The sequence below is a fragment of the Nonomuraea sp. NPDC049400 genome (genome assembly GCF_044466425.1).
Classification (GTDB): domain Bacteria; phylum Actinomycetota; class Actinomycetes; order Streptosporangiales; family Streptosporangiaceae; genus Nonomuraea.
In genome coordinates, this window is record NZ_JBITMP010000016.1 from 216,052 (window position 1) to 227,252 (window position 11,201).

At 70.8% G+C, this 11,201-nt stretch carries 9 protein-coding genes; 6 read left to right on the plus strand and 3 right to left on the minus strand.

Features of this window, described 5'->3' with window-relative positions; translation table 11 throughout:
• Positions 1–13: 13 nt before the first annotated feature.
• From ACIBVN_RS26270 to ACIBVN_RS26290, 5 genes are all read left to right on the plus strand, one after another.
• Entirely contained in the window at positions 14–274 is a 261-nt protein-coding gene (locus ACIBVN_RS26270) for an MbtH family protein (protein ID WP_397140621.1), read from the plus strand.
• Entirely contained in the window at positions 271–5,307 is a 5,037-nt protein-coding gene (locus ACIBVN_RS26275; protein ID WP_397140622.1) for an amino acid adenylation domain-containing protein, read from the plus strand. Before ACIBVN_RS26270 ends, ACIBVN_RS26275 begins: the two co-directional genes overlap by 4 nt.
• 32 nt (positions 5,308–5,339) lie before the next feature.
• On the plus strand, positions 5,340–6,365 hold the full coding sequence (gene gntD, locus ACIBVN_RS26280) for a guanitoxin biosynthesis L-enduracididine beta-hydroxylase GntD (protein WP_397140624.1): 1,026 nt from the start codon (positions 5,340–5,342) through the stop codon (positions 6,363–6,365).
• Positions 6,366–6,395: 30 nt separating this feature from the next.
• Complete coding sequence (locus ACIBVN_RS26285) at positions 6,396–7,244, plus strand: dimethylarginine dimethylaminohydrolase family protein (RefSeq protein ID WP_397140626.1); 849 nt, start codon at positions 6,396–6,398, stop codon at positions 7,242–7,244.
• A gap of 117 nt (positions 7,245–7,361) precedes the next feature.
• Positions 7,362–7,493, plus strand: coding sequence for a hypothetical protein (locus ACIBVN_RS26290; RefSeq protein WP_397140628.1), 132 nt, complete (start codon positions 7,362–7,364; stop codon positions 7,491–7,493).
• Here ACIBVN_RS26290 and ACIBVN_RS26295 read toward each other — a convergent pair.
• The 3 genes from ACIBVN_RS26295 to ACIBVN_RS26305 form a co-directional block, all read right to left on the minus strand.
• Complete coding sequence (locus ACIBVN_RS26295; RefSeq protein WP_397140629.1) at positions 7,469–7,765, minus strand: dihydrofolate reductase family protein; 297 nt, start codon at positions 7,763–7,765, stop codon at positions 7,469–7,471. The genes ACIBVN_RS26290 and ACIBVN_RS26295 overlap by 25 nt on opposite strands.
• A complete protein-coding gene (locus tag ACIBVN_RS26300; protein WP_397140631.1) occupies positions 7,762–8,037 on the minus strand; it encodes a dihydrofolate reductase family protein in 276 nt (91 codons plus the stop codon). The genes ACIBVN_RS26295 and ACIBVN_RS26300 overlap by 4 nt, the downstream gene beginning before the upstream one ends.
• A gap of 411 nt (positions 8,038–8,448) precedes the next feature.
• The gene (locus tag ACIBVN_RS26305; protein WP_397140633.1) at positions 8,449–8,724 is read right to left on the minus strand and encodes a hypothetical protein; all 276 of its coding nucleotides are present in this window, start codon (positions 8,722–8,724) and stop codon (positions 8,449–8,451) included.
• 492 nt (positions 8,725–9,216) lie between these two features.
• Here ACIBVN_RS26305 and ACIBVN_RS26310 point away from each other — a divergent pair.
• The coding region (locus ACIBVN_RS26310) for a DNRLRE domain-containing protein (protein WP_397140643.1) at positions 9,217–11,201 on the plus strand (1,985 nt) is incomplete at its 3' end.

The window sequence follows — 11,201 nt, forward strand, 5'->3', positions numbered from 1 at the left end:
ATCTGTGACTGTCATGTCGAACCCGTTCGACGATCCGAGCGGTCAGTTCGTCGTCCTGGTCAATGAGGAGGACCAGTACTCGCTGTGGCCGGATTTCGTGGACATCCCGCAGGGCTGGACGGTGGTGTACGGCGCCGCAGGACGTGAGGCGTGTCTCGGCTTCATCCGCGAGACGTGGACCGACCTGCGACCGCGCAGCCTGCGCAGGCAACTCGGCGAAGCCCCGGCCGGCAACGCCCCGGACGCGGGCGCCATGATGGGCAGTGCGTCGTGACCGTCGTCGTGAACCCGGACACCCGGCTGGCCGCACCGGTCACAGCCGCCGCGATGATCGAGGCGCAGGCCGCCCTGTCTCCGGCGGCGGCCGCGGTCGTCGCGGGGAGTGTGACGCTCACCTACGCCGAACTGAACGCCCGTGCCAACCGCCTCGCCCGCCGCCTGGTCGAGCGGGGCGCGGGTCCCGACAGCCTGGTCGCGCTCGCGCTGCCGCGCGACGCCGGCCTCGTCGTCGCAGTCCTGGCGGTGCTCAAGACGGGCGCCGGCTACTTACCGCTGGACGACCGCCATCCCGCGGAACGGATCGCGTACATCCTCGCCGATGCCCGCCCCGCCCTCCTGCTGACCACCAGCACCATGGGCACGGGCACCGCTGGCGCCATGGGGCCGTCGGCGATGGCCGCCATCCGCTCCGGCATCCCGGTGCTCGACCCGCGCGAACCCGCCGGCGCACCCGCCCCCGAGAGCTCGAACCTGACCGACTCCGACCGCATCGGCGCCGTCGACGGAAAGCACCTCGCCTACACCATCTACACCTCGGGCTCGACCGGACGCCCCAAAGGCGTCGCCATCACCCACGACAGCATGACGAACCTGCTGCGCTGGTCCTCGGCCCGCTTCGGCCCCGACGGCCTGGCCCGCACCCTGCTCACCACCTCGCTCAGCTTCGACGTCTCGGTCTTCGAGTTGTTCGCCCCACTGGTCTGCGGCGGCACCGTCGAGGTCCTCCAAGACGCGCTCGCGCTCGCCGACCGATCGGCCGACGCGCCGCGCGCCACCCTGGTCAGCGGCGTCCCATCGGTGCTGCACCAGCTGACCGCGCGCGAGCACCGGTGCACGCGGTCCGAGACCGTGGTCTTCGCCGGGGAGGGCCTGTCCCCCCGGGTCGCCGCCTCGGTCAAGCAGGCCACCGGCGCGGCCCGGATCATGAACATCTACGGCCCGACCGAAGCCACGGTGTACGCCACCGCCTGGTCCGACGAGGAGGAGGTGGCCGGAGCCCCGCCGATCGGCAGGCCCCTGCCCAACTTCGAAGCCTACGTGCTGGACGACGAGCTGCGCCCGGTGCCGGACGGCGCCGGCGGCGAGCTCTACATCGCCGGCGCGGGACTCGCCCGGTGCTACGTCAACCGCCCCGACCTGACGGCCGAGCGCTTCGTCGCCTGTCCCTTCCGGCCCGGCGAGCGGATGTACCGCACCGGCGACCTGGTCCGGCGCACGGCAGGGGGGCTGCTGGTCTTCGAGGGCCGGGTGGACGACCAGGTGAAGATCCGCGGCTTCCGTATCGAGCTGGGTGAGGTGCAGTCCGTTCTGGAGGAGCATCCGGCGGTGGCGCACGCCGCCGTCGCCGTACACCGTGATGCGGGCGACGCGCAGCTCGTCGGCTATGTCGTCCCCGCCGCGACGGCGGAGCCGGAGACCACGGGCCTGCCCGCGCTGATCCGCGACTGGCTGGCCACCAGGCTCCCGGCCGCCATGGTGCCCTCCGCCGTGCTGCTCCTGGACCGGCTGCCCCTCAACAGCAACGGCAAGCTGGACCGCGCGCAGCTCCCCGCCCTGCCGCGGGAACGTGCCCAGGCGCCCGGCGATCGGCCCGCCAATCAGCGGGAAGCCGCCGTCTGCGCCGCCTTCGCCGACGTGCTGGGTCTGGACGGCGTCGGCCCGGCCGACGACTTCTTCGCCCTGGGCGGGCACTCGCTGCTCGCCGTCCGCCTGGCCGGACGGCTGAACGCCGGGCTGTCGATCCGGGCGGTGTTCGACGCGCCCACGCCCGCGGCCCTGGCCGCCCTGATGGAACCGGGCGCGAGCACCCGCCCGCCCGTCCTGCCTGCCGTACGGCCCGAGCGGGTCCCGCTCTCACCCGCCCAGCAGCGGATGTGGTTCCTCGGCCAACTCGGTGCCGCACCCACCTACACGCTGCCCTTCGCCATCCGGCTGCGTGGCGCGCTCGACCACGCGGCCCTGCGCGCCGCCGTGGCCGACGTCTTCGCCAGGCACGAAGCCCTGCGCACGGTCTTCACCGTGCACGAGGACCGGCCGTACCAGACCGTGCTGCCGGCCGAGGCCGCCCGCCCGCCACTGCCGGTCGAGCACACCGAGGACCTGGCGGCCACCATCCGCCAGGACATCCAGCGGCCCTTCGACCTGGCCGCCGATCTGCCGATGCGGGTCCGGCTGTTCCGCCTCGGCCCCACCGAGCACGTGCTGCTGCTGACCATGAACCACATCGGCAGCGACGGCTGGTCGATGCTCCCGCTCACCCGGGACCTGCACGATGCCTATGCCGCGCGGCGGGAGGGCACCTCCCCTGCCTGGCCGCCACTGCCGGTGCAGTACGCCGACTACACGCTGTGGCAGGCGGAGTTGCTCGGCTCGGGAGCCCGCCGTACCCCGCTCGCGATCCGGCAGCTCGACTTCTGGCGCCGCACGCTGCGTGACCTGCCGGACAGCCCCTCCCTCGCCGCCGACCTGCCGCGGCCGACGGTCGCCGGCGGGGGCGGCGAGATGACGGCCCTCGCCATCGACCCGTCGCTGCACCGGAGGCTGGAGGCCCTTGCCAGGCGCACCGGCACGACAGTGTTCATGATTCTGCAGGCAGCGATCGCGGCGTTGCTGACCAGGCTCGGCGCGCCCGCGGACATCCCGATCGGAACCCCGGTCATCGGCCGCTCCGATCCGGCGTTGGACGAGCTCATCGGCTTCTTCGTCAACACCGTCGTCCTGCGGACCGACGTCTCGGGCGACCCGGACCTGGGTGAGTTGCTGCACCGGGTACGGCAGGCCGACCTGGATGCCTTCGACCATCAGGACGTGCCCTTCGAAGACGTCGTCGAGGAGGTCAATCCGGCACGGTCGCTGTCCCGCAACCCGCTGTTCCAGGTCATGCTCCAGCTGACCGTCGAGAAGTCCGGCGAGGGCTTCCGCCTGCCGGGCCTGACCGCCGAGACCGAAGAGGTCTTCACCGGCGCCGCCCTCTTCGACCTGCTGTTCGAGCTCACCGAGCGGCACGGCCCCGACGGCTCGCCCGCCGGCATCCACGGGAGGCTGGAGTACGCCACCGACCTCTACCTGCCCGAGTCCGCCCGGCTGATCGCGGCCCGTTTCGTGGTCCTGCTGGAACGGTGGGCCGCCGAGCCCGGCCGCCGGCTGTCCGAGGTGGACATCTTCCTGCCCGGTGAGCGGGACGACGTGCTCCGCAGGTGGAACGCGACGGACACCGTGCTGCCCACCGCCACGCTGCCGGAGCTCATCGAGCGCCAGGTCGCGGCCACGCCGGACCGGGCCGCGATCCGCTGCTTCACCGGCGAACTGACCTTCGCGCAACTCAACGAGCGGGCCAACCGCCTGGCCCGGCTGCTGCTGTCGCGGGGCGCCGGCCCGGGCGACCGGGTCGCGGTGCTGCTGAGCCGGGGCAGCCGCTCGGTCGAGGCCTTCCTCGCCGTTCTGAAGTGCGGCGCCGCCTACCTTCCTATCGACCCGGCCTACCCGGAGGAGCGGATCCGCTTCATGCTCCAGGACGGCGCCCCGTCGATCGTGGTGGCCGCCTCCGCACCGAGCTACCGGTTGCCCGTCGAGGTCCTGGCGCTGGACGACGCCGAGGTGAGGCGGGCGCTGGCCGGGGCCGCGGGATCCGATCCCACGGCGCGGGACAGGCCGCGGCCCCTGAGCACGGAGACGCCGAACTACGTCATCTACACCTCGGGCACCACCGGACGTCCCAAGGGTGTGGTGCTGCCCGGTCGCGTCATGCTCAACGAGCTGCTGTGGCACGCCTCGGAGGTGCCCTACCACCCCGGTGCGCGGGTCGCCCAGTTCAGCGCCGTCTGCTTCGACGTCTCCGAGCAGGAGATGCTCACCGCCCTGCTCAACGGCAAGACGCTGTGCATCCCCGACGAGGACACCCGCCAGGACCCCATGCGCCTGGCCCGGTGGCTGGAGGCGGAAGCCGTCACCGAGTTCTACCCGACCAACGCCGTGCTGGCCGCGGTCTACGAGGCGGCGACCACCCTGGGGCTGCGTCTGCCCGCCCTGCGGTACGTCATCCAGGGCGGCGAGGCGCTCCAGCTCACCCCGCTGGTGCGCGAGTTCCATGCCGCGCGTCCCTGGCTCATCCTCCGCAACGAGTACGGGCCGTCGGAGACGCACGGCGTCACGGGCGACGCGCTGCCCGACGCGGTCGAGGACTGGCCGGCCCTGCCCACGGTCGGGCGGCCCATCTGGAACACGCAGGTCTACATCCTCGACGAGGCTCTGCGGCCGGTGCCCGTCGGCGTGGTCGGCGAGCTGTACCTGGCCGGCAACAATCTCGCCCACGGTTACCTGGGCCGCCCAGACCTGACCGCCGAACGTTTCGTCGCCGACCGGTTCGGCCCGCCGGGCGGCCGGATGTACCGCAGCGGCGACCGCGGCCGGTGGCGTCCGGACGGCACAGTGGAACTGGCCGGGCGAACCGACGACCAGGTCAAGATCCGGGGCGTGCGCGTGGAACTCGGCGAGCTGAACACCATCCTGGCCGCGCACCCGGGCGTGGCACAGGCGGCGACCGTCGTCCGCCAGGACGATCCGGGCGACCCGCGCCTGGTCGCCTACGTCGTGCCGGTCGCCGCCGACGATCCGCCGGCGCCCGCGGCGCTGCGCCGCCATCTCGCCGCGGCGGTGCCGACCGCAGTCATCCCCTCCGCCTTCGTCATCCTGGGCTCGCTTCCGGTCACCGCCAACGGCAAGGTCGATCGGGCCCGGCTGCCGGAGCCGGCGGTGTCCGGCTCCGGCCGGGAATCGCCGGCCACCGACCGTGAGGTCCAGGTCTGCGACCTGTTCACCGAGGTGCTCGGCGCCACCGAGATCGGGGTGCGAGACAACTTCTTCGACCTGGGCGGCCACTCGCTGCTCGCCACCCGGCTGGTCAATCGCCTGTCCACAGTCCTCGGCATCGAGGTGAGCATCCGGACGCTGTTCGAAGCGCCCACGCCGGCCGAACTGGCAGCGTGGATCGACTCCCGGGGATCCGTGCCTCCCATCCCGGCCGCCTGAGGCCGGACACCATGAGAATCTGGAAGGGCCATATGGACACCTCTTCGCACCCCACCGACACCCTTTACTATGACCTGCTGCCGACGGAGCAGGAGCGGATTGAGGACCTCTTGTCGTCCACGATCAGCCAGTACTCCCACCCGGAGGCGCCGGAGTTCCTGCTGGACGCCCCGCAGGTCGCCGCCGGACTGCCGGCCGGGCTGGCCCGCTTCCTGCGCGCGTTCCGGCTGACCGAGCCCGCGGGAGCCCTGGTCGTGCGGGGGTTCCAGGTGGACGACTCCGCCATCGGACCGACGCCGCCGCACTGGTCGAAGCAGGCCGACCCGGTCTCCACCAGGCGCGAGGAGTTCTTCTTCCTCCTCGTGGCCTCGATCCTGGGCGAGCCGTTCGGCTGGTCGACGTTGCAGGACGGCAGGCTCGTCCACAACGTCATCCCCATCCGCGGCGAGGAGCGCCAGCAGAGCGGTCATGGAAGCGCCAACCTGCTCGAATGGCACACCGAGGACGGCTTCCACCCCTACCGGTGCGACTACCTGGGCCTGATGGGCCTGCGCAACAACGGCAAGGTGCCCACCACGTACGCCAGCGTCGTCTCCCTGAACCTGCCGGAAGACATCCTGCGCACGCTTTCCGAGCCGCGTTTTCTGATCCGCCCCGATGACGAGCACCTGCGCAACGCGCGCCAGGACATGGCCTCGCCCAACTCGACCGTCCTGCAGATAGGCCACGCCCCGCGCCCCACGGCGATCCTGTTCGGCGGGCCCGATCGCCCGTACCTGCGCATCGACCCGTACTTCATGTCGGCGGTGCCGGGCGACGCCGAGGCGGCGGTCGCGCTGGAACTGGCGACCAAGCAGCTGGACGACTGCCTGGAAGATATCGTGGTGCACGCCGGGGAGATCCTCTTCATCGACAACTTCCGGGCGGTCCACGGCCGGCGTCCGTTCCACGCCGCCTACGACGGCGCCGATCGCTGGTTGAAGAAGAGCGTCGTCTCCCGGGATCTTCGCCGGTCACGCGCCATCCGCGCCGGCGCGGACTCGCGAGTCCTCCTCTGATGTCCACCGCAGTCGCACGACGAGATTGAGATGACCGTAACCGGCCCGGCGACCGGCTCGCCGTACCCGCCCAAGAGCTTTCTCCTGTGCAGCCCCGACCACTTCGACGTCACCTTCGAGATCAACCCCTGGATGACCACCGAACGCCGTCCGGACCGGGACAAGAGCTGGCTCGAGTGGAACGCGCTGGTGGCCGGGCTGCGCTCGGCCGGCGCCACGGTGCACCATTTCCCCTCGCTGCCCGGGCTGTCCGATATGGTCTTCCCTACCGATGTGGGCGTCGTGACCGCCAAGCGTTTCGTCCGGGCCCGCTTCCGGCATCCGGAACGCAGCAACGAGGCCGAGCACGGCGCGGCCTGGCTCCTGGAACACGGGTTCACCGAGATCCCGTGGCCAGACGACCCCGCCCTCTACCTGGAGGGTGGTGATGTGGTCCGGTTCGGCGATGTGCTGCTGTGCGGCACCGGCCCGCGCACCTCGCCCGCCGCGGCGGAGCATCTGTCCCGCGTCCTCGGCGTCGAGGTGGTGGCAGTGCCGATCGTCGACCCGCGGTTCTACCACCTCGACATGTCCTTCTGCCCGCTCGATGACCGCCGGGCGCTCTACGCGCCGGCCGTCTGGGACGTGGAAGGTCAGCGGGCCGTGGAGAAGCTGGTGCCGGAGCCGCTGATCATCAGTGTCGACGAGGCGCTCACCTTCAGCGCCAACTCCGTGGTGGTCGGACGTACCGTGGTCATGCCCGCCTGCCCGCCGCGGATCAGGACGACGCTGGAGGACTGGGGGTTCACGGTCCTGCTCTCACCTGTGGAGGAGTTCCTCAAGGCCGGCGGCGGCATCCGCTGCATGGCGCTCGACCTCGACCTGCTGGGCCGGGCGTGACCCCCACGGCCTGCTGACAGCCCGTTGGAGCCGAAAACACTGTCACATTCGTGCGACCTGGGCATGCTCATGGATCAATCCGGCCGAGGCGGTCTCGGCGGATGACCCGTGCGAGGCATGCCGAGACCGTTGCGGGCGGGCAGCCGGTTCGTCCTTCGGGCGGCGATCGCGTTCGCCCACGGCGGCTGGGAGTGGGAGACCCCGGCCGCGCACGCCAATCGCTTCTACTGCTCGTCCTGGGGCAGGTGAACCTTGGCGTCGTCGTAGGAGGCGTCGCCGCTCGCCTTGGCAGGCCGGTAGACCAGGTACAGCACACCCGTCGTGAACGTCTCGGACTTGATCAGCTCCAGAGGGACGGTGTTGTCCCCCTCGTCGAACAGGCGCTCGCCCTTGCGGACGGCGATCGGGTGCACCAGCAGGTGCAGTTCGTCCAGCAGTCCCGCCTGCAGCAGCTGGCGGACCACCGAGACCGAGCCACTCATGGCGATGCGCCCGCCCGGCTCGTTCTTCAACGCGGTCACGGCCTCGGCCAGGTGCCCTGCAGCAGCTCGGAGTTCCGCCAGGTGAACTCCAGGGGCTGGCGCGACACGACGATCTTCCGTGCGTCGCCGAGCGTCTTCGCGAAGCCGGCGTCCTCCCCGCCCTCGGCCTCGCGCTCCGGCCACGCTCCGGCGAAGCTGTCATAGGTCTTGCGCCCCAGGAGCAGGGTGTCGGCCATCTGCGCCGTCACGGCGGCGCCCATCTCGTCGTTGAAGGCCCCGGCCCCGCATTGAGCTCCAGGTGATCTCCCCACCCCACCGCCCTGGAACTGGACTGTGCGGTGAAGGGCGCTTGCCTTCGACGCGGAGGTGCTGGGCGCGGGCGGACCGCACTGTCAGTCACCGGTGACCCGCTCGCTCGCGATGAGCAGGACGAAGGCGAGCGCGCGACGGCCTGATCTCCGGCCGAAGCCATCCGATCATGGACCGCGCCATAGAGAAGGTGGTGCGCCGAGCGGTGCCGGGCGCTACCGGCAGACCTGACCGGGCGTGCGAGGTTGGTCCATCGTCGACCAGGTCCTGGCCGTCGACCCGGCATCCATCGCGGGCGGCGAGCGCGGCCGAGCGGAGATAGGTCTCGACGGCGTCGGTACAGGCGGCCAGACGGTCGCTGTGCAGCGGAATCGCGGTGGCAGACTCTGGCGCCGGGATGGACTTGTTCATCATCACCCCTGCAGGAGGGCGCCGTCGGGTTCGCTGCACCAGCGCTGTACGCCCCAGGTCTCCTTGCCGCAGCCGTCTGCGGCGGCGTTGCGGATGGCCCAGGCGTCGGCCGCCTCGACCGCTTGGGAGGCACCGAGGAGAATCTGGGCGGGCACGTTTTCCCACGCTTCGGCCAGCAGGCCCGCGCCCGCTTGGCAGGCGATGCCCTGGGCGGCGCGCAGGTGGAGCAGCGCCGCCTTGATGTGCCGGGCGAGCTGCCGTGCCTGGATTCTCGTCATGGCGGCCGCAGCCAGGATCTGCCTGTCGGTGAGCCGGCGCAATTCCTGCTCGGCATCCTCGCCATCCAGCGGAGGCCGATCGCGGCGATCAGCATCTTGTCGAGTTCGCCAGCCGCCATCGCCTCCAGCCCGGCGGCGGCGCGGTCGCGACCAGAGAGGGGGCAGGCATTGAGGTACTCGTTCTGCGTCGGGTCGGTTATGACGTCAGACCGCAGTACATGCGTACACCTCGACTGTGATCAACGGCGAGGGTGACCCAGCTCCGCCTTGGACAGCGCGGGCGGCTGCCGCATGAGATCCGGCATTTGCTGCGGCCACTCGCTCGTGCCATCGAGGGACTTCCGTTGTAGCGGGGGCCTGTCCCGATCACGTAATTGATCTTCATATACGCTTCCTCCGCTTTGCCTGCGTATTACCTAGAAACATGCTGAAAGCAAGGTATGGGTGAGTTCATCTTCACCCCCCGCAGCGCGTCCATCCGCGCCGGTGCGCATGCGCCGGTCCGGGACGCGCTTCCTGGTCACCACCTTGGTGACCACCCTGACGCTGAGCGCGTCTTTAACGGCTGAGAACGCCTCGGCCTTCGCCCAGATCTCCCCCACGCCAACCGGTTCCGCGACGCCCGCCGTGCAGCCGGTATCGGAGCGGCCTGACCGTGTCTCCGCCGCGTTGTCGGCTCGCCTGCAGGGCAGCCGGGTCCTCATCGGCGACGCGACGACCGAGTCGAGCGTGTCCTACGCCAACCCGGATGGGACGATCACGGTCGAGACGACCAGCGGCGTGGCCCGTATCCGGCGCGGCGAGCAGTGGGTGCCGATTGACACCTCGCTGGTCGCGGCCGACGGGGTCTTGCGGCCCAAGGCCGCCCAGGCGGTGGTGGAGTTTTCCGCCGGTGGGGCGGACAAACCGCTGGCACGGATGGAACGTTCCGATACCCAGTCCTATGCGCTGACCTGGCCCACCCCGCTTCCCGCGCCGAAAGTGGAGGGCAACAAGGCCACCTACGCCGATGCCGCCGGTCCGGGCGCCGATCTGGTGGTCACCGCGCTGCCGAGCGGCTTCGGCCACGACATCGTGTTGCGCGAGCGGCCCACCGGCCCGGTGGAGTACAAGATTCCCGTTGAGGTCAAGGGACTCGCGCTAGCCGAGACCAAGGAGGGCGGGCTCAAGCTTGCCGACGGCAAGGGCAAGACGGTGGCCGCCGCTCCGCAGCCGGTCATGTACGGGGCGGCCCCGCACAATGCCTCCCCCTCCACGCGGACCTCGTCCGAGTCCGTGCAGGCGGCGCCGATCGGCACCATCGACACCCAGGTGGTTGAGCAGGACGGCCGCCAGCTGCTGGTGCTGCGGCCGGATGCGAACTTCCTGGCCGATCCCGCCACCAGCTATCCCGTGACGGTGGATCCGGTCAGCTCGTTGACCACGCTCGGCGACGTGACCGTGGTCTCGCCGAACGGGCAGTCGGGCGGCAACTCGATCACGGTGGGCAACAGCGACACCAGCACCCTGCGCAGCTTCATGCGCGCCATGCTGGCCTTCGACACCGCTGCCATCGTGGGCAAGTCGGTCACCGACGCGCGTCTGGAGCTGCAAAGCGGCGGCAGCTTCGACTGGGGCTGTGTGACCGGGCAGACGGTCAAGGCACAGCGCATCACCTCGGCCTGGGACCCGCGCACCACCTACTGGAGCAACCAGCCGACCGCCACCACCGAGGACGAGCAGCGGGCCACTGAGCCGGGCAAGTGCACCAGCAACTCCGCCATCCCAGCCGGTACCTGGACCTGGCCGGTGACCGGCATGGCCAAGGACTGGGCGGGCGGCGCGGCAGGCAACGGCATCGCGCTGCGCTTGGTGACCGAAGACCCCACCCTGTTCAAGGACCAGTATCAGCGCTCCTGGCAGTCCCAGGAGTCGGCGGGCAGCGGCGACACCCCGGCCAAGCTGATCATCACCTACGGCTCCACCCCCTCGGTCGGGCAACTGCGCGCGGCGCCGATTACGGCCAACGAGGGCATCGTCTACACCACCTCCACCACCCCGACCTTGTTCGCCGGCGTCACCGACCCCGACGGCGGGCTCCTGCGGGCCGAGTTCGAGGTCGAGAAGGACCCGGCCTCCGGCAGCAGCGGCCAACTGTGGGCCGGCGCCGTGGACGGCGTCACCGCGGGCGACAACGCGAAGGTCACCGTGCCGGCGGGCAACCTCTGCCAGAAACTGCAGCGCGCTTACCTCTGTGCGCAACCGCCACGCCTCGGTGTGTCTGCTGTCAACATGAGGGCCTGCCCACTTGACGATCACGGTCTCACCGCGGTCGGTGCGCGCACGGGCGACCCGCCACGGCTCCAGCCTGGTCCACTCCACCACGTTGATCACCGGGACAGCCTAGGTAGCTGGTGTAAAGCGGTCGATCCCGGCCGGTTGCATCTCGATCGCGATCTGCTGAGCCGGGCCTGTGATCGAGCTTGGTGGCCCGATCT

Excerpts from the sequence above, each read along its gene's own strand:
- ACIBVN_RS26290 (WP_397140628.1), top strand. The coding sequence starts at position 7,362 with ATGCCGAGACCGTTGCGGGCGGGCAGCCGGTTCGTCCTTCGGGCGGCG.
- gntD (WP_397140624.1), top strand. The coding sequence starts at position 5,340 with ATGGACACCTCTTCGCACCCCACCGACACCCTTTACTATGACCTGCTG.
- ACIBVN_RS26270 (WP_397140621.1), top strand. The coding sequence starts at position 14 with ATGTCGAACCCGTTCGACGATCCGAGCGGTCAGTTCGTCGTCCTGGTC.
- ACIBVN_RS26285 (WP_397140626.1), top strand. The coding sequence starts at position 6,396 with ATGACCGTAACCGGCCCGGCGACCGGCTCGCCGTACCCGCCCAAGAGC.
- ACIBVN_RS26305 (WP_397140633.1), bottom strand. The coding sequence starts at position 8,724 with ATGACGAGAATCCAGGCACGGCAGCTCGCCCGGCACATCAAGGCGGCG.